Genomic DNA, 18731 nt, shown 5'->3' on the forward strand with positions numbered 1-18731 from the left:
TAAAGTAGGGTGTGCGCTATAAAAGGAAGAAAGTTTGCCCGGTTTCTGTGCTTTGGAGACCGGGATTTTTGTGATGAATGTACAAGAAAAACCCAAAAAATCAAGAGTAGTCACTAAAAGATACTATCAGTATTAGTACCTAAATCTGTTGAATCGCCTTGACGAGTGGACCTGTGGCTAAGTATCCTTTTTGGCAGATACTGTTTTTTTGCGGGACTTTTGAGTCCTGCTAAAAAGAGTTTTTGACACGATACGTTGAATCGGTCAGAGTGATTTTTTGACGAACTTCAACGTTCAGGTGTACGAACGCTGTCGCAATGACAGTGAAATTTTGGAGGCATCAATATGATCAGTACAAAAAAAACCCTGAAACGTTTTGCGTTGGCTGGTGTGGCATCCGCATTGGCTGTTTTTGGTAGTGCGCACGCCGCAAAAATTGCGATTGGGCCGGCTGCCAGTGAGACCAACTCAGTCTCGCGCGTCATTTTGCAAGGTTACGGTTTGGGCGAGGGTGACTATCAGGCGTTTCAGGAAGGATTTGGAAACGCTGCAGATCTTGTTCAAGACGGTAACATCGACATTTCGATCGGTATTCTGGGTGTGCCCGCCGGTAGTATTGAGAGCTTGAATGCGTCTACAGGTGACGTGGTGATGCTGGGTCTGTCCGACGCCGTGATTGAGAAAGCGGAAAAAGAAAACCGCTACGGTCGTTACGTGATCCCAAAAACTGCGTATAAATTCCTTGATGCCGATGTGCCAACCATTGCAGCTTTTGCTGTGATGGTAGTGAATACTGACACAATTGACGATGAGCTGGCCTATCAGATGGCTAAAGCCATGGTCGAGAATTCCAATGAGATCACGCACGCTCAAGGTGTTCAGTTAACACTAGAGAACGCACTCAATGGTGCACAAGGTCTGCCGATTCACCCAGGTGCTAAACGCTATTATGAAGAGCGTGGCTTGAAGGTCGATGGCCCCGTTGCTGAAGTGAAAGCCACGAAAGACAAGCGCAAAAAAGAATTCGTTCTGGGTACAGGTAGCCAAGGTGGAACTTACTACCCACTGGGCGGTGAAATTGCCAACGTCTGGAATAAACACGCAGATGGCAACTTTACCAACGTTGAAACGGGTGCGTCACTGGAAAACTTGGCCACAATCGGTCGCGGCAAGATGGACGCCGGTATGACGGTTCACGTCCCTGCTCTGAATGCTGTGAACGGTGAAGGTCAGTTTAAAGATCGTCAGGTGAATAACGTTGCCTTTATCGGCCACGTCTATCCTGAAGTGGTTCAGATCGTGACTCGTAAAGCCACAGGCATCAAAAGCCTTGATGATATTGCCAAGAAGTAATCAATCCTGAGTCATCAGGTCCCAGCATGGAAAACTCTGGAAAGGGTTTTTCATGCTCTTCTAGTGCATTGAGCTCGGGGCATATCGTTGTTTGTCTGGGGTTCAGATGACAAAAAACAATGTGGAGACCGGTCGGTCTTCGCCAACAGTCGACGCGCCTTCACGTTTGTCGTGAAATTGTTGGCTCACTGCGGTTGTATCAGTTTGCAGGGAGCGTTCCCCTGATGGAGGTCAACGCATCTTTTTGATTAAGACAGGTCGCGCAATGATGATAAAACAAAACGCTCGGCCCGATGCAGACATTGAATTAGGTTAATCAAAATTGCATCCGAAAAAGATTGTGGTGGTTGTCCTTGGAAAGGAATCGTTGTAATGGATAGAAATGAGAGCGCCCTGAGCAAAGAAGAGCAGGCACTGGCCGCAGAAAAAGATGCGCAAGCGATTCTTCAAAAATATGATCGGGAGAGTAACTTCCGAGAAAATATCGGCATGTGGGCCTGGGTGGTGATGTTCCTTGGGGTGGCTCTGACCGTCTTCCATCTGTATACCGGGTATTTCGGCACACTACCCTCACAAAAACAGGGTGCCCTGCATCTGGGTACCGCCTTGGGGCTGATTTTCTTACTGTTCCCGAGGGTGAAAGGTCAGCAACTGTTTCAAAAATCCGTCCCTTGGTATGACGTGGTGCTGGCATTTGCTGCGATGTACATTACTTACTACAAGGTCATCAACTTTGATGAGCTGTTGATGGGCGTGACGTGGGGTTATAGCGAATATGACACTTATCTGTCGGTTGCCGGCATTGTGTTGTTGCTTGAAGCGACCCGTCGAACGGTCGGACTGCCGATTGTGCTGGTGGCGCTGGTGATGATTGGCTATGCCATGTTTGGCAATTACATCCCGACACAGCTTCTGTCGCATCAAGGTTATGATTTTGACGATGTTGCGACCAAACTTTGGTATCGAGATAGTGGGGTGTTTGGCACACCGATACAGATTTCCGCAAAGTACATTTACCTGTTCTTGTTTTTTGGTGTGCTTTTGATTCACACACGCATTGGTCAATTTTTTAACGATCTCGCATTTGGATTGACAGGACGGTTTACCGGTGGAACCGCCAAAGCGGCTGTGGTGGCCAGTGCCTTGCAAGGCATGGTATCGGGTAGCTCGGTGGGCAATACCGTGGCATCCGGTTCCTTTACCATTCCTATGATGAAAAACGCAGGCTTTAAGCCGGAGTTTGCTGCGGGAACCGAAGCTTCAGCTTCCACGGGCGGTCAAATCATGCCACCCATCATGGGGGCAGCCGCTTTTATCATGATGGAGTACTTAGGTGTTTCGTATGCGGTGGTGATGGCGGCTGCCATTATTCCAGCCATTTTGTATTTCTTGGGGATCTTCATTGGGACCCACTTTGAAGCCAAGCGTTTGCGCATTGTGGGGCTGCCCAAGTCAGAGTTGCCTAATGTTGGCATCCTCATGAAGCAATACGGCTATATGCTGCTGCCGTTATTCGTGATTACAGGGACAGTCATGATTGGCTATACGCCACAAAGAGCCGCCATCATGGGGATTCTGACAGCTTTCTTGGTGAGCATGGTGCGTAAAGAAACGCGCATGGGATTTCGCAAGATTATCTATGTGCTGGAGCAGGGCGCACGCGTGGCTTTGCCAGTGATTGCAGCGGTGGCCACAGCCGGTATTATTGCCGGTGTGGTCAGCATGACTGGGTTGGGTGCGAAGTTCGCAACCAGCATCATTGCCTTGTCTGGTGGCGTTTTGTTCTTGGCTTTGTTCTTTACGATGATTGCTTGTCTCGTGCTTGGCATGGGTCTGCCGACAACGGCTAACTATGTGGTGACGGCGACCGTCGCAGCACCCGCATTGATCAATGGTTTTGATTTGTCGCCAATTGCAGTCCACATGTTCGTGTTCTATTTCGGGATTGTGGCTGATATCACACCCCCAGTGTGTCTGGCGGCTTATGCCGGTGCAGGGATTGCGCGCGCCAATCCGTTCCAGAGTGGGGTGACGGCCGTCAAGCTGGCGATTGCTGCGTTCATCATTCCTTACATCTTTATTTACAATCCAATTCTGGTTATGGATAACGTGACGGTTGTACCGCTTATTTTGGCGGTTGCGACAGCAATTCTGGGCATGGTCGCAGTCAGTAGCTCGATGATTGGATTCTTTATGAGTAAGGCCAAGGCTTGGGAGCGTGTGGTGCTCTTTGCGGCCGGTATCTGCCTAATTATGCCGGATTTTGTGATCAGTCTGATTGGCTTGGCTGTGTTGGCGGGGATTTGGATTCTTCAGAAACCTCGCAAAGACGATGACGGACCTGGTCTGAAGGAAGTGACTGCTTAAATGAGGGTTAGTAACCGTTAGCTTAAATCTATCCGAATCTATGCCTACGTACTCAAATGAATAGATTCATAAGCGACCATGTTACGACACGATCACCCAAATAGGGTCACCGCTATTTGTTAGCTTTGCTCCTGTAAGGAGAGTTTCGCCGATTGTTCATGCGTCACAGAGCCTCCGTAGGCTAGCAGTGAATTTGGGAATCTTTACAGCTAGAATGATTTCCATATATAGATAAGAACTCTTTAGCTTTGTGGTAATTGAACTGACTAAGGAGAGCGAACCAAGCATTGAGTCGTCAACAAATCGGTAGTTGCAACCGTGACTTCAATACAGCAAAAAATATTCTGTACTATGCAGAGACAATATTGACGAAAATTGGGTGGGTCAATATAGGCGGAAAGTTATTCCGTGTCAGCCTATGGAGTTGAAGTAAATCCTAGCGATTGTGTGCTGCTAGGTGTTGATGGAGAAGTAGGAAGAGAACATCAAATGTACGGTGAGTCGATTTGAGTAAGTTTTTTGTAATGGTTAACCAGATTGTGGTCTTTATCTAAAACACATAGACTTGTTTAGTCGTCGGAGTCTTTGGTGTTGTGCCATGTTCAAGCAGGCTCTGTGGTCAAACTGATTTTTTTGGAAGTGCGAATATGTCTGTTTCTTTTCGTATTAAAACACTCGCCGCAGTTTTAGGCAGCGCAAGCCTGATGGCTTTTTCGTCGGCTCAAGCAGAAATTACCATTGCCATGGTGATCCCGGCCACAGGTCCATTGACCCAGTACGGGGATATGGTGAAAGAAGGCGTGGCTACCGCCGTTGAACTCATTAATGCTGAAGGTGGGATTAATGGTGAAAAACTGACAACGGTCATCGTGGATGATGCATGTGAGCCTAAGCAAGGGCCTGTGGCAGCTAACCGTGTTGTGAACGACAAGGTGAATTATGTGATCGGACCGGTTTGTTCGGGTGCTGCGATTGCGGCCATGCCGATTTACGACAATGAAGGGGTGGTGGTGTTAACACCGTCGGCTACCGCACCTGCCCTGACCGACAACAATGGTTATCACTATATCTTTCGCACCATTGGTCGCGATGACCAGCAAGGTCCAGCCGCTGCGAAATACATCATCAATAACGTCAAGCCCAGTAAAGTGGCCGTCCTTCACGACAAACAATCCTATGGTCAAGGGATTGCCGCCAACGTGCGTGATGTCCTGAAAGATGCGGGCGTGGATGTGGTGCTGTTTGAGGGCATTAACGCCGGTGACAGTGACTATTCAGCCGTCATCACCAAGCTCAAGAGCGAAGGCGTTGATTTCGTCTACTTTGGTGGCTATCACCCAGAAATGGGTTTGCTGTTGCGTCAAGGTGCAGAACAAGGTCTTAAAGTGCCCATGATGGGGCCCGAGGGTGTGGGTAACCCGGATGTGAATGCCATCGCAGGTGAGGCCGTTGAAGGCATGTTGCTGACATTGCCAACCGACTTTTCACAAAACCCAGAGAACGCTGCAATTGTGAAAGCGTTTAAAGACAACAAACGCGATCCATCAGGTGCTTTCCAGATGACCGCCTTTACGGGCGTGCAAGTTTTAGCTGAAGCTCTGAAAGCAGTGGGTGATGATCCGGACAAAGTGGCTGATTACCTACACGCCAATCAGTTCAATACGCCCATTGGCGCAGTGGCCTGGAATGAGCAGGGTGACCTCAAAGATTTTGTATTTGATATCTTTGAGTGGCATGCAGATGGCAGTAAAACACCTGCTAAATAAGTCTGAAACAGACAGAAGCGCAATGTTCTGAGTTCTGAATCCTGAGGTTTTGAGTGTTTGCCACACAAAACCTCAGGGTCAGCTTCGGATCGTTGTGTGCGTTTTAAACATTGATCGTGGGGTCGGGTGTACATGGATGACGTGCTTTCGCAGTTAATCCAGCAACTTTTCAATGGTGTGTCGCTTGGCGCTATTTACGCCTTAATTGCGATTGGTTACACCATGGTGTACGGTATTATTGGCATCATTAATTTCGCACACGGCGAAATTTACATGATTGGCGGCTATGTCGGTTTAGTGACGCTCTCGGCCATTGGTGTTCAAAGTGGTTTGCCAATCTGGCTCATCATTATGCTGATGCTGATTGTCGCCATGATCTTTACCGGCACTTACGGATTTGCGATTGATAAGCTGGCTTATAAGCCGTTGCGCAACAGTCCGCGACTGGTGCCTTTAATTTCAGCCATTGGCATGTCGATCTTTTTACAAAACTGGGTTGCTTTGGGTCAGGGTGCCCGAGATATGGCTGTGCCCGCCTTGTTGCCTGGCGCGTTCCGATTCGGTAGTGAAGGGGGTTTTGAGATTTTTATCCCTTATGCGCGCGTCCTAATCATTGTTGTGACAGTTGTGCTGATGGCGCTGCTCACTCTCTATATTGGTCATTCACGCATGGGTCGAGCGTCGCGTGCCTGTTCACAAGACATGCACATGGCGAATTTGTTGGGGATTGATACCAACAAGGTGATTTCGTTTACGTTTGTCTTGGGTGCGATGCTGGCTGCTGTGGGCGGTGTGTTGATTGCGCTCGCAGTTGGTAAGCTCAATCCGTTTATTGGGTTTCTCGCAGGCATTAAAGCTTTTACAGCGGCCGTGCTGGGAGGTATTGGATCGATTCCAGGTGCCATGCTCGGAGGCGTGTTGCTGGGTGTCGCTGAAACATTGGCCGCTGCCTACATTTCTTCTGAATACAAAGACATTGTGGCTTTCTCGGTGTTGGTGCTCGTGCTTCTGGTGCGACCCAGTGGTTTACTCGGTAAACCCGAGGTGGAGAAAGTCTGATGCGTACAGCAGTGAGGTCAAGTTCTGTGCGCGGATTTGATTGGCGACAAAATTTCACAGGTGCGATATCAGCAGCGATTATTACAGCTTTGTTGATCATGCCTATTTTTGGGTTTCGGCTAGAGCGAATTGGCTCAAAAACCATCGTGAATCCGGATTGGGCATTCCTGATCTGGGGTTGCTTGGCGGTTTTTGTGGTGCAGCTATTTCGGCCTGCTTTGAAGCAATATGTGTCGTGGAAAGCACCTACGATTGTCTTACCTGCGTTAGGGGGGGCAAGACATAAAAACCTGGTGTGGATGTTGCTTGGATTGGTTGTGTTGGTGGTCTGGCCATTTTTGGCGGGTCGCAACGCAGTCGATATTGCGACGCTCGCCTTGATTTACATCATGTTGGGTCTGGGGCTCAATATTGTGGTGGGTTTTGCGGGTCTCCTAGATTTGGGCTTTGCAGGGTTTTACGCAACCGGCGCCTATACCTTTGCCCTGCTTTATCACTGGTTAGGTTGGAGCTTTTGGGAGGCCTTGCCAGTTGCTGGCGTGATGGCGGGCTTTTTTGGGTTGATGCTTGGGTTCCCAGTCTTGCGCTTGCGAGGCGACTATCTGGCCATTGTGACGCTCGGGTTCGGGGAAATTATTCGTTTGCTGCTGATTAATTTGACCAGCTTTACCGGCGGGCCTGACGGTATTGCCAATATTCCTAAACCCACGGTGTTTGGCCTTGAAATGACACGTCGCTCGAGCGTGGCAGGAGTTGAAACATTTCACCAATTCTTTGGGCTCACATATAACACCATGCACATGGTGATCTTCCTGTATTTGATGGCCTTGGTGTTGGCTTTGATCACACTGTGGGTCTCGAATCGATTGCTGCGTATGCCAATTGGACGGGCTTGGGAAGCTTTGCGCGAAGATGAGATTGCATGCCGCTCGTTAGGGCTTAATCCCATGTCGATCAAGCTGTCTGCGTTTACGCTGGGTGCGGTGTTTGCCGGGTTTGGTGGTGCGTTTTTTGCGGCACGTCAGGGTTTTGTGAATCCAGAATCCTTTACATTTATGGAATCTGCTTTGATCCTAGCGATTGTGGTGCTGGGCGGAATGGGTTCGCAGTTGGGTGTGATTTTAGCTGCGGTGTTAATTACCGTGGTGCCTGAGTTTGCGCGTGAGTTTGCACAGTATCGGATGTTGGTCTTTGGGCTCATTATGATCTTGATGATGATCTGGCGCCCGCAAGGCTTGTTGCCCAGTAAACGACCTCACGTGGAGGTGTCGTGATGGCAAACGACGATTCGTTTCTGACAGTGACCGACCTGAGTATGCGGTTTGGTGGATTGCTGGCCGTCGATGGCATTAGTTTTTCTGTAAAGCCGCGTGAAATCTTTGTTGTGATTGGCCCAAATGGGGCGGGTAAAACCACGGTCTTTAATTGCATCAGTGGTTTTTACAAACCGACAACGGGCAGTATTCGTTTGCAAGGCCGAGAAATTGCCTCTATGGGTAGCCATCAAGTGGCTCGCCAAGGCGTGGTGCGCACGTTTCAGAACGTGCGACTATTCAAGAGCATGACGGTCTTGGAGAATTTATTGGTGGCGCAACATAATCTGCGCACCAACATGCTGACCGGGCTTCTCAAAACGCGCCGCTATCGTGAGACTGAAGAGAAGATGCTTAAGCAAGCATTGTTCTGGCTGGATTACATGGATTTGCGCGAATTTGCGAACCGAGAAGCCGGCAACCTTGCTTATGGTCATCAACGTCGACTTGAAATTGCCAGATGCATGGTCACGCAGCCCCGAGTTTTGATGCTCGATGAACCCGCTGCAGGCTTAAACCCCCAAGAGAAAAAAGACCTTCAACTGTTGATTGGCCGTTTGCGGGATGAGTTTGATGTGTGCGTGCTCTTAATTGAACACGACATGAGTTTAGTGATGGGCGTGGCTGAAAGGATTTTAGTGATGGAGCATGGACGTCCAATTGCGTTGGATATTCCCGAGAAAGTCCGTAATGACGAACGTGTGATCAAGGCCTATCTGGGAGAAGAATAATTATGACGCAGAATTCTGCTCAGACGGGTAAGGCTGCGATGCTGGATATTCGACATCTCAGTACGCATTATGGTGCGATTTGTGCGGTCGATGATGTCAGTTTGCACGTGAATGAAGGTGAAATTGTTTCACTGATCGGTTCGAACGGGGCTGGTAAAACATCGCTTTTGATGACTGTGTGTGGCAATCCGAGAGCAACGCAAGGACAAATTCTGTTGCATGGCGAAGATGTTGCGATGTTGCCTACGCATCAGATTATGCGCAAGGGTTTAGCGATTTCTCCAGAAGGTCGACGCGTGTTTCCCGCGTTGACGGTCACTGAGAACCTGCAAATGGGTGGCTTTTTTCTGGATAAGCATGAGATTGAAGCCGGGATCACCCATGTCTTTGAATTGTTTCCAAGATTGCGTGAGCGTGCAGCGCAACGAGCAGGTACTTTGTCGGGCGGTGAGCAGCAGATGGTGGCGATCGGCAGGGCATTGATGAGTCAGCCTAGACTGCTTTTACTGGATGAGCCCACACTGGGATTGGCGCCTTTAATTATTGCTCAGATTTTTGAGATTGTCACCATGGTACGAGATGAAGGGGTGACCGTTTTTCTGGTGGAACAAAATGCGCATAAAGCCTTGCAGATTGCCGATCGAGGCTATGTGCTCGAGAACGGTCGCATGGTGCTTGAGGACACTGGACAGAACCTGCTGAGTAATGATGCCGTGCGTCAGGCTTATCTGGGTGGGTAAGTACCTCGTTTTCTAGTGCTGTTTTTTGTGGGTTTAAGCGGAACAAAACCATTTGTCTTGTCCCGCAGTTTTCAGATTTACACTTTTTTCACGGGATTGCTTAGGCGACCAATACTTTGAATTGTGACGCTCACGGGGCCACCCATGATATTAAGGTCAGCATTTTGAACTGCCCGACCGGGCTTTCCACTGGAGGCGAGAGCTGTGCCTAATGACACGACATCACCTGGTAGCAATGTGGTGTATGCCGAAATAAACTCAAGCACCTCGGGTATTTTGTGGAACAGATTCTGAGTGTTATCGCTGGCATAACACTCATCACGAACATGGCATTCGATGTTTAAATCATGAGGATTTTGGATTTCGTCTTTCGTGACAATCCAAGGCCCAAGTGGTGAGAAAGTATCAGAACCTTTATAGCGACCACTGTAAGAGACATGACTGTCGACATACACAATGTCTTCACCTTCTTTTGCGGGATGAATGGCCCGGTAATGGAAGGAATCTTCGTTACGCATTGTGGGTGAGGTCAGATCGTTGTGTACGGTATAACCAAACACATAATCGTATGCATCCTTAGCTGCAATATCAGTGGCTTTTTTGCCGATGATTAGTGCGAGTTCTGGCTCAGGATGCACCCGGCCATAGTGCCCTTTAAGGAGAATGGGCTGACCATGCCCAACGAGTGCAGTCAATGGTTTGGTAAAAAGTGCAGGATGTTTGGGGCCAGATAAGATACGGTCTGTGTTGGCGCTATTGTTTAAAGCAAGGCCGCATAATTTAGAAGGTTTCTGGACTGCAGGCAGAATGATGACATCATCGATCCGTAGGCGCTCTAAATCTTCTAGATTGTTCTGAATGCTTTGCTCAAGAGCAGTGAGTTTTTTCCAAACCTCAGGACCTGCTTCAATGATTGAATGAATGTCGGTCAGAGCAGGTAAAGAGAATGTGTCCTGGGTGTTACATGCTTGAGCGACGCTCACAAATTCATCATCGGAAATCACAAACCCAACTCGGGCGATTTCAGGCTCTTCAGGCAATGCGTAGCTGATTAGTTTCATAGTGTCCCCAGACAAGTGAGATAAGTTGCACAAGTCAGCATGACCTGTGTCGTTGAAGGTTTCACTTGAAAGGATAGCGGTGCAGACGGTCGGTTTTGTATCGACAAACAAAATGTTCCGTGACGCGGAATCTATGGCGTCAATCGATCCGATACTTTTTGTATGATTTCTGTCGCGGCAGTTTGTAAAACAGTCAGGCATTCCTGAGTTGTCTTGTGAGTGATCAAAGCAGAAAAAGTTGTCAAACTTAATGCACCAAGAATCTCATCTTGTTTTTTTAAGGGGATGGCAATAGATGTTGTAGATCCGGGTGTGTCTGAAGCACGAAACCCATAGCCTCTTTGTTGAGTACTGGATGCCGTTCGGTTTATTCGGTTTGTAATTTGCTCGATCTGTTCGGGAGATGAGGCTGCGCTGATTAAAAGCTCGGTGAGTCGTTGCCTTTCAGCTTCAGAGCAAAACCCTAGGTAGGCTTGTCCTAATGCGGACTCCAGTAGATTGTGCTCATGGCCCACTGTCGTATGTTCTGATCCGATTGGGCTGTATGGCATGCTGCTGTATCGCACAAGGATGCGTCCGCCGTGGATGGTTCCAATAGCCAATGGCAAACCTGTTTGCCTAGTGATCTTCAGCAGAATATTTGCGCCTAATTCCACAGTTAGATCATAGTCGGTATAGCCCACACTCAAAGAACGCACTTTTTCGGTTAGCGAGTACATTCCTTTGCCGATGTCAGATTGAACGTAGCCTTCACTTTTTAAGGTTGCCAGAATCCGGTGCACAGTTGATTTTGGTAATCCGGTGACACGGTGCAGATGACTTAATGAGTTTTGCGGTTGACGATTCAGTGCCCGCAATAAATCGAGTGCTCTGACGATAGGGTTGATACGCTTTGTCATGACTTTTGCTTTTCAGAGACGATGTGATTCCGTGCTGCGGAACAAGTTCTGATGAACGTAGAGGTGGCGGTGAGCCGCTCATATACTGAATCCTAACTTTTAGGAGGACTTAAGTCATGAGATTGAAACAGATTTTTTCTATGCAACAGTTTGCTGGTGCCGCATTATTCGCAGCGACATGTGTGTTGTCGTCGAGTGTATTGGCCGCAGATCCCGTGGCGTCTTATCCCGAGAAAGTAATTCGGGTTATTTCTCCGTTTGCTGCGGGAGGAACGACAGACATTTTAGCGCGCATGGTTGGCGCAGACTTTTTTCCTGCTTCAGGTCAACCCATGATTGTTGAAAACGTGACAGGTGCAGGAGGAACGATCGGTGCTGGACATGTGGCTCGTGCCGCACCGGATGGCTACACGCTTGAGGTTGGGGGCGTGTCAACGCACGCGATGTCCGGATCACTTTACAAAAAATTACCATTTGATCCTGTTGAGTCGTTTGAACCAGTTTCTATGTTGGCGCACGTGACAACAGGGATTGCTGTCAATGCAAATTCGCCGTTTCAAACCTTTGAAGAATTGGTCGAGTATGCAAAGCAAAACCCCGGAAAACTCGCCTATTCTTCAGGTGGTATTGGCAGTATTAATCACTTAACGATGGCGTCACTCACTGATGCTGCTGATCTCGATATGTTGCATGTCCCGTATCGTGGGGGTGGTCCAGCAGCGCTTGCCCTCATACAAGATGAAGTTCAAGTGTTTGCTGGTGGAACATCACTTATTCTGCCACATGTGAAATCGGGCGCGATGCGGCTATTGGCGGTTACAGGGCCTGAGCGCAGTCGCATTTTGCCTGATGTACCGGCGGTCAATGAAACTGTGCCAGGTTTTCAAACTGTGAATTGGTATGGTGTTTTAGCCCCAGCTGGACTGAATCCAGAACTTAAAGAAAAGATTTGGACTGAACTGGATCGGATTATGCGTAAGCCCGAAGTTGTTGAGCAAATGACGTCAATGGGGCTGGAATATCCAGGGTTGACCACGGAGCAATTTAAAACTGCGCTTCACAATGATCAGAAACAATGGTCAGCCATTATTGAAAAGTTGGATATTGCTTCTGATTAAGTACATTTCTTAGCAAAGATATCTGTAACACTTGGGTGTACTGATCTGAAACGTAAAGGTTGACTGTTTTCTTTGATGGAAAACAGTCAACCATAAACAGTCAGTCATTAAAAATACGCATGATGCGAGCAGGGTTCCTTCACTTGACAAAGGAAATTTTGTTAATATCCGATTCGGACTGTTGAGTTAACCGACAACTTGCGGAGCAGTCCACACCGATTTCGGTGTTTGTAGTATTCCGCTAAAGCGTCGCGCCCGTGGTCCGATCGTAAGACAAACCGTCTTCAATATGCTTAGGGTGCTGCGCCTCATGTAACGCGCAGCCTTGCGCACAAAACTTGAAGGACGTGTTTGTTATGTCAATGAAACTGAACGATTTTCTGTTCACCTCTGAATCCGTATCTGAAGGTCATCCCGACAAAGTATCTGATCAGATTTCAGATGCCATTCTGGACGCTATTTTTGAACAAGACCCCGATGCACGTGTGGCAGCTGAAACACTTTGCAACACCGGACTGGTTGTTTTAGCGGGTGAAATCACCACCACAGCCAATGTGGATTACATCCAAGTGGCGCGTGACACCATTCAGCGCATCGGCTATGACAACAGCGATTACGGGATTGATTACAAAGGCTGCGCTGTGTTGGTGGGCTTTGACAAACAATCACCCCACATTGCCCAAGGCGTTGACCGCTTACCTGAAGATCTGTTGAATCAAGGTGCGGGCGATCAAGGTTTGATGTTTGGTTACGCTTGCGATGAAACACCTGATTTGATGCCTGCCCCAATCTGGTATGCCCACCGTGTGATGCAGCGCCAAAGCGAATTGCGTAAAGATGGCCGTCTGCCTTGGTTGCGCCCAGATGCCAAATCACAGATTACGTTCCGTTATGTCGATGGTCGTCCTGTCGAAGTGGATACGGTCGTGGTCTCCACACAGCACGCACCTGATGTGAGCGAGAGCACCATTCGTGAAGCCGTGATTGAAGAAATTATTCGTCCATGCTTTCCAGATGGTTTGTTGACACCTGACACCAAATTCTTGGTGAACCCAACCGGTCGCTTTGTGATTGGTGGCCCACAAGGTGACTGCGGTCTGACAGGTCGTAAGATCATTGTTGATACATATGGTGGTGCTTGCCCACACGGTGGTGGCGCTTTCTCCGGTAAAGATCCTTCTAAAGTGGATCGTTCAGCCGCTTATGCTGCTCGCTACGTCGCTAAAAACGTCGTGGCTGCTGGTCTGGCCCGTCAGTGCCAGGTGCAAGTGAGTTACGCGATTGGTGTGGCTGAGCCCATCAACATCACGGTTTACACCGAAGGTACGGGTGTGGTGTCAGATGAGCGTCTGGCTGAATTGGTGCGTGAACACTTTGATCTGCGTCCACGCGGTATTGTGAACATGTTGGATCTGTTGCGTCCGATCTATACAAAAACCGCTGCCTATGGCCACTTTGGTCGTAGCGAACCCGAGTTCACTTGGGAAGCTACCGACAAAGCACAAGCACTGAAAGAAGCCGCTGGCATCTAATCGGTGTATGAGTGAGATGTTGAGTGCATCGATAAGATGCCTCAACAACCATTAAAAATCCCGCAGTCTCCTGTGTAGAGGAAATTGCGGGTTTTTCTTGGTCGGTCAGTGTCGATCAGTTTGTGTTAACTGATGCTATCCGAGTTGATTTTTTCCACCAGTTTGGCAATGGCAGTGTGATCTTGACCCGGTCCCAACATGGTTGCGGTACTGGCCCACAGTTCACGACACATCGCAGAAAACGGTGACGAAGTTGACGTGTCTTGGGCAATGCCCAGTGCAATGCTTAAGTCTTTAACCATCAGATCTAAGCCGAATCCGGCATTGTATTTTCCGCTCAGCACGAACTGCTTGAATTTCTTTTGTGTGCTGTTGTTCATGCCAGTCGATGCATTGAGCACATCAATCATCGTGTCAGGATCGAGCCCAAAGCGTTTGCCAATCATCAGTGCTTCAGCCGCAATCAAAAATCCACCGGCGGAAACCAGATTGTTCAGGGCTTTCATGGCGTGTGCGGCGCCAACGTCTCCGGTGTGTTGAATGGCATTGCCCATAGTATGCAGAATGGGTTCAACGCGTGCCAAGGTCTCAGCTGGACCACCAAACATAATGGAGAGCTCTGCTGTGTTGGCACGAGGTACACCACCAGAGACGGGCGCATCGACGAGCTGACCACCGGCTTTTTGCACTTGTTCGGCCAAGGCTTTGGTGATGGTGGGCACACCTGAAGTCATGTCAATGACGACGGTATTGGGCTGTAAACCCGCCAAGACACCGTCTGGGGCACATAGAACGGTTTGCACAATATCGCTGGTTGGCAAAATGCTAATGATAATTTGACTTTGTTGCGCCAGTGATTGTCCGTTAGGATGGGCTGTGCCGCCAAACTCTTGCGTAAATTGCTGTGCACGTGCTGGATCTGCATCTAAAACATGCAGTTCATAGCCGGCTTTATGGAGATGGCCGGCCATGGGCCAGCCCATGCTGCCCAGACCGATGAATCCAATGGAAGCTTTTGTGGTCATTATTTTTTGTCCTCAAACGCACCTTCTTCTTCGAGCACTTGGTTGGCAACTTTAAAAGCATCCAGACCGGCTGGGATGCCGCAATAGACTGTGGCATGCAAGAGAATTTCTTTAATTTCGTCCGGCGTGACACCGTTGGCCAGCGCGCCTTTGGTGTGCAGTTTGATTTCATTGGGACGATTCAGTGCCGTGAGCATGGCCAAGTTGAGCATACTGCGTGTTTTACGGTCCAGACCATCGCGTGTCCATGCGTAGCCCCAGCACCATTCTGTGGTGATGTGCTGGAATGCCATCATGAAGTCATTGGCTTTGGCAATGCCGCCATCGACGTATTCTGCGCCGAGCACCTCGCGACGAACTTGTAGACCTTCTTCAAAAAGTTTTTCTGTTTCTTGTTTGCTGCTCATGTGAGCCTCCTTTGTGTCGATGACACATAAAAATTTCCGGCTGATGAGGCCAAAGGTTAAAGTACGGGTAAATTGTGCAAAGCCAGTCGACGTTCTGTCAAGCAGATTGTCAGACAATCTGATAGAGTTGTCGAATGTTTTAAGCGAAGCGTCCAGTGTGTGCGCTCTCAATAGTCCGTATTCTTCGGTGAAAGGTGTTTCATGTCATTTATCAAACCTGCGACTTTGCGGGAACAAGTACAAGCGTATTTGCGCGAAGCCATTGAGCAGGGTCGACTTAGACCGGGTGAGCGTTTGCGTGAACAAGCTTTGTGCGATCAGTTGCGCATCAGTCGCCCGACGCTGCGTGAGGCACTACGGGCCTTAGAAGCCGAGCGCTTGGTGGTGATTGAACCGCACCGCGGACCGAGTGTGGCGCGGATGTCCCTCAAAGAAGCGCAGGACTTATATGCATTGCGGGCTTTGCTCGAAGGGTATGCCGCACAGATGTTTGCACGGTTAGCCACTCAAGAAGAGATTGCGCAGTTGCGAGAGGCAGTCGAAGAACTCGACCGATGTGCGAATGCGGGAGATCGTGAAGGACTGTTAATCGCGAAGCAGCATTTTTATGACACGTTGCTCACCGGTTGCGGCAATCATTTGGTGGCAGAAATTCTGCCGAGCATGCATTCACGGATTAATCTATTGCGTGCGACATCGTTTTCTATGACGGATCGGGCGACTCACAGTGTGCGTGAGATCCGTGAGCTTTTAGACTTTATTGTGAAGCGCGATGAGCAAGGAGCGTGTGCAGCCGCACAGCACCATATTGAGTGCGCGCGTCAGGCAGCCTTACAGGTTTTAACCGAGAGTGAATCTGAGGCAGGTTTGGAGGAGAAGTCATGAGTCAGCAAACGAGCCTTCCGAAGTACGAGATCTATGCCATTCGTTATGCGCATTTAGAGAAACGGACCCGCAAAGATAATTTTATTTCGACCGATGCACATGATGGTGCCATGCCCATGGATTTTTTTGTGTGGCTGATTCGTAGTCCAGAACGCACAGTGCTGGTCGACACTGGGTTTGGTGAACGTGCCGCTAAGGAAAGGCAGCGTCAACTGATTAAGTGCCCGATTGCGTCCTTGGAAGTGCTCGATATCACCCCTGAGTCTATTCAGGATGTGATCATTACGCATCTGCATTATGACCACGCGGGTAACCTCGATAAGCTCCCGAATGCACGATTCCATATCCAAGAGGCTGAGGTTCATTACGCTTGCGGACATCACATGTGTCATGGCGTTTTTAGGCATGCGTACGATGTTGAGGATGTGGTGACGTTGGTGCGCAACGTGTATGCAGACCGGGTGGTTTTTCATGAGGGCGATACAGCTTTAATGCCTGGGATTGAATTGGCACTCATTGGGGGTCATACGAAGGGTCTGCAGTCTGTGCGTGTTCACACTGCACGCGGTTGGGTGGTTCTGGCGTCAGACGCCAGTCATTATTACGACAATATGCACAACATTTCACCTTTTCCCATCGTGTATCACGTGGGTGACATGGTGGATGGCTATGCCAAATTACAGCGATTAGCGGACTCGCCAGACCATATCGTGCCGGGTCATGATCCCTTGGTGCTTAGGCAGTACCCACGCTACGATGCTAAGCAAATTGATATTGTGAAACTGCACGAGCCACCTTCTCTGGTCTGAACAAGTTACAATGTTGCGTTGAATTATTGACGTTTGTCCGGTTGAGGAGCGTTGCGACGGTGATTTGCACAGTTTGTGCACAATGCCGCCAGGCTCAGCCGGATGGTCTTAGACAGTCAGCGGTCTCGCTGATTCTTTTCCTGAGATAAACGGCGCTCACCCAATCCGGACCGATTGCGATTGTGGTGTTCTAGCGCCTGTAGCGTTGTCGGTCAGAATGCATGGAGCTTTGTGACATGAACGCTGTGAATGAAACAGTTCAAGATTTTGTAGTTGCTGATCTCAGTCTAGCTGACTGGGGTCGTCGTGAAATTGCGATTGCCGAAACAGAAATGCCCGGTCTGATGGCCGTGCGCGAAGAGTTCGCAAAAACGCAGCCGCTGAAAGGCGCCCGTATTGCAGGTAGCCTGCACATGACCATTCAAACAGCGGTGCTGATTGAAACCTTGGAAGCCCTCGGTGCAGAAGTGCGCTGGGTGTCTTGCAACATCTTCTCTACCCAAGATCACGCCGCTGCAGCGATTGCGGCAGGTGGTACCCCTGTGTTTGCTAAAAAAGGCGAAACACTGGAAGAGTACTGGGATTACACACATCGCCTGTTTGAATGGCCTAACGGACAGTACGCCAACATGATCTTGGATGATGGCGGCGATGCCACTTTGCTGTTGCACTTGGGTGCCAAAGCAGAAAAAGATCTTTCCGTTTTAGATAACCCTGGTTCTGAAGAAGAAACCTATCTGTTTGCTGCCATCCGCGCGCAACTGGCTAAAGATCCTGCTTGGTATTCCGTGCGTCTGGCCCAGATCAAAGGTGTGACCGAAGAAACCACAACCGGTGTGAATCGTCTCTATCAGATGTCACGTCGTGGTGAACTGGCGTTTGCCGCGATCAACGTGAACGATGCGGTCACCAAGTCTAAGTTTGACAACCTCTACGGTTGCCGTGAGTCACTGGTTGATGGCATCAAGCGTGCCACAGACGTGATGGTCGCCGGTAAGATCGCAGTCGTTTGCGGTTACGGTGACGTGGGTAAAGGCTCTGCACAGGCGCTCGCCGCTTTGCGTGCACAAGTCTGGGTGACCGAAATTGACCCAATTTGCGCCCTGCAAGCTGCGATGGAAGGCTACAAAGTCGTGACGATGGAAGAGGCTTGCGACAAAGCAGACATCTTCGTGACAGCAACAGGTAACTACCATGTCATCACGCACGATCACATGAAGCGCATGAAAGATCAGGCTATCGTGTGCAACATTGGTCACTTTGACAACGAGATTGACGTGGCTAGCCTTGAGCAGTACAAGTGGGAAGAGATCAAACCACAGGTCGATCACATCGAATTCCCTGATGGCAAGCGCATTATCTTGCTGGCCCAAGGTCGTTTGGTGAACTTGGGTTGCGCCACAGGCCACCCTTCGTTTGTGATGTCATCCTCCTTTACCAACCAGACCATTGCGCAAATCGAACTCTTTACACGCAATGATGTGTACAAAGCGGGTGAAGTGTACGTGTTGCCCAAGCATCTGGATGAGAAAGTGGCGCGTCTGCACCTCAAGAAAATTGGTGTGGATCTGACGCAACTGACGCCAGAGCAAGCAGACTATATCGGTGTGGCACAAGACGGTCCTTACAAACCGAACCACTACCGCTATTGATCGACCGACCGCTG

16 protein-coding genes and 1 riboswitch are annotated in these 18731 nt (G+C 49.2%); of the genes, 12 read left to right on the plus strand and 4 right to left on the minus strand.

Annotated features, from left to right (window positions below; genetic code table 11):
• The first annotated feature begins 345 nt into the window (after positions 1-345).
• From ACOI06_RS01605 to ACOI06_RS01635, 7 genes are all read left to right on the plus strand, one after another.
• On the plus strand, positions 346-1353 hold the full coding sequence (locus ACOI06_RS01605) for a TAXI family TRAP transporter solute-binding subunit (protein WP_420660734.1): 1008 nt from the start codon (positions 346-348) through the stop codon (positions 1351-1353).
• A gap of 372 nt (positions 1354-1725) precedes the next feature.
• A complete protein-coding gene (locus tag ACOI06_RS01610; RefSeq protein ID WP_420660736.1) occupies positions 1726-3720 on the plus strand; it encodes a TRAP transporter permease in 1995 nt (664 codons plus the stop codon).
• 647 nt (positions 3721-4367) lie between these two features.
• Entirely contained in the window at positions 4368-5486 is a 1119-nt protein-coding gene (locus ACOI06_RS01615; protein WP_420660737.1) for a high-affinity branched-chain amino acid ABC transporter substrate-binding protein, read from the plus strand.
• Between the two features lie 132 nt (positions 5487-5618).
• Positions 5619-6545, plus strand: coding sequence for a high-affinity branched-chain amino acid ABC transporter permease LivH (gene livH / locus ACOI06_RS01620; RefSeq protein ID WP_420660738.1), 927 nt, complete (start codon positions 5619-5621; stop codon positions 6543-6545).
• On the plus strand, positions 6545-7819 hold the full coding sequence (locus ACOI06_RS01625; protein ID WP_420660739.1) for a high-affinity branched-chain amino acid ABC transporter permease LivM: 1275 nt from the start codon (positions 6545-6547) through the stop codon (positions 7817-7819). Before livH ends, ACOI06_RS01625 begins: the two co-directional genes overlap by 1 nt.
• The gene (gene livG / locus ACOI06_RS01630) at positions 7819-8589 is read left to right on the plus strand and encodes a high-affinity branched-chain amino acid ABC transporter ATP-binding protein LivG (RefSeq protein ID WP_420660740.1); all 771 of its coding nucleotides are present in this window, start codon (positions 7819-7821) and stop codon (positions 8587-8589) included. Before ACOI06_RS01625 ends, livG begins: the two co-directional genes overlap by 1 nt.
• Before the next feature lie 2 nt (positions 8590-8591).
• Entirely contained in the window at positions 8592-9329 is a 738-nt protein-coding gene (locus ACOI06_RS01635) for an ABC transporter ATP-binding protein (protein ID WP_420660741.1), read from the plus strand.
• A gap of 77 nt (positions 9330-9406) precedes the next feature.
• On the opposite strand, the gene ACOI06_RS01640 is transcribed toward ACOI06_RS01635, so the two are convergent.
• Positions 9407-10390, minus strand: coding sequence for a fumarylacetoacetate hydrolase family protein (locus ACOI06_RS01640; RefSeq protein ID WP_420660742.1), 984 nt, complete (start codon positions 10388-10390; stop codon positions 9407-9409).
• Between the two features lie 131 nt (positions 10391-10521).
• Complete coding sequence (locus tag ACOI06_RS01645) at positions 10522-11289, minus strand: helix-turn-helix domain-containing protein (protein ID WP_420660743.1); 768 nt, start codon at positions 11287-11289, stop codon at positions 10522-10524.
• A gap of 116 nt (positions 11290-11405) precedes the next feature.
• Between ACOI06_RS01645 and ACOI06_RS01650 the strand changes: the two genes are divergently transcribed.
• Both ACOI06_RS01650 and metK read left to right on the plus strand, forming a co-directional pair.
• Entirely contained in the window at positions 11406-12407 is a 1002-nt protein-coding gene (locus ACOI06_RS01650) for a Bug family tripartite tricarboxylate transporter substrate binding protein (protein ID WP_420660744.1), read from the plus strand.
• A 362-nt stretch (positions 12408-12769) separates the two neighbouring features.
• Positions 12770-13939: a methionine adenosyltransferase gene (metK, locus tag ACOI06_RS01655; RefSeq protein WP_420661011.1), complete on the plus strand. Its 1170-nt coding sequence runs from the start codon at positions 12770-12772 to the stop codon at positions 13937-13939.
• A gap of 125 nt (positions 13940-14064) precedes the next feature.
• On the opposite strand, the gene ACOI06_RS01660 is transcribed toward metK, so the two are convergent.
• Together ACOI06_RS01660 and ACOI06_RS01665 are read right to left on the minus strand one after the other, a co-directional pair.
• Positions 14065-14964: an NAD(P)-dependent oxidoreductase gene (locus ACOI06_RS01660; protein WP_420660745.1), complete on the minus strand. Its 900-nt coding sequence runs from the start codon at positions 14962-14964 to the stop codon at positions 14065-14067.
• Positions 14964-15371 (minus strand): carboxymuconolactone decarboxylase family protein, encoded by a 408-nt coding sequence (locus ACOI06_RS01665; protein WP_420660746.1) that lies wholly within the window; start codon positions 15369-15371, stop codon positions 14964-14966. Before ACOI06_RS01665 ends, ACOI06_RS01660 begins: the two co-directional genes overlap by 1 nt.
• A 201-nt stretch (positions 15372-15572) precedes the next feature.
• On the opposite strand from ACOI06_RS01665, the gene ACOI06_RS01670 reads away from it, so the two are divergent.
• The 3 genes from ACOI06_RS01670 to ahcY all read left to right on the plus strand — a co-directional run bounded on the left by ACOI06_RS01670 (position 15573) and on the right by ahcY (position 18717).
• Positions 15573-16256: a GntR family transcriptional regulator gene (locus ACOI06_RS01670; RefSeq protein WP_420660747.1), complete on the plus strand. Its 684-nt coding sequence runs from the start codon at positions 15573-15575 to the stop codon at positions 16254-16256.
• Positions 16253-17065: an N-acyl homoserine lactonase family protein gene (locus ACOI06_RS01675; RefSeq protein ID WP_420660748.1), complete on the plus strand. Its 813-nt coding sequence runs from the start codon at positions 16253-16255 to the stop codon at positions 17063-17065. The genes ACOI06_RS01670 and ACOI06_RS01675 overlap by 4 nt, the downstream gene beginning before the upstream one ends.
• A gap of 37 nt (positions 17066-17102) precedes the next feature.
• A riboswitch (S-adenosyl-L-homocysteine riboswitch) is annotated at positions 17103-17230 on the plus strand.
• Between the two features lie 71 nt (positions 17231-17301).
• Entirely contained in the window at positions 17302-18717 is a 1416-nt protein-coding gene (gene ahcY / locus ACOI06_RS01680) for an adenosylhomocysteinase (protein ID WP_420660749.1), read from the plus strand.
• The last annotated feature ends 14 nt before the right edge of the window (positions 18718-18731 follow it).

The sequence above is a fragment of the Orrella sp. 11846 genome, from assembly GCF_048820935.1.
GTDB lineage: Bacteria > Pseudomonadota > Gammaproteobacteria > Burkholderiales > Burkholderiaceae_B > Algicoccus.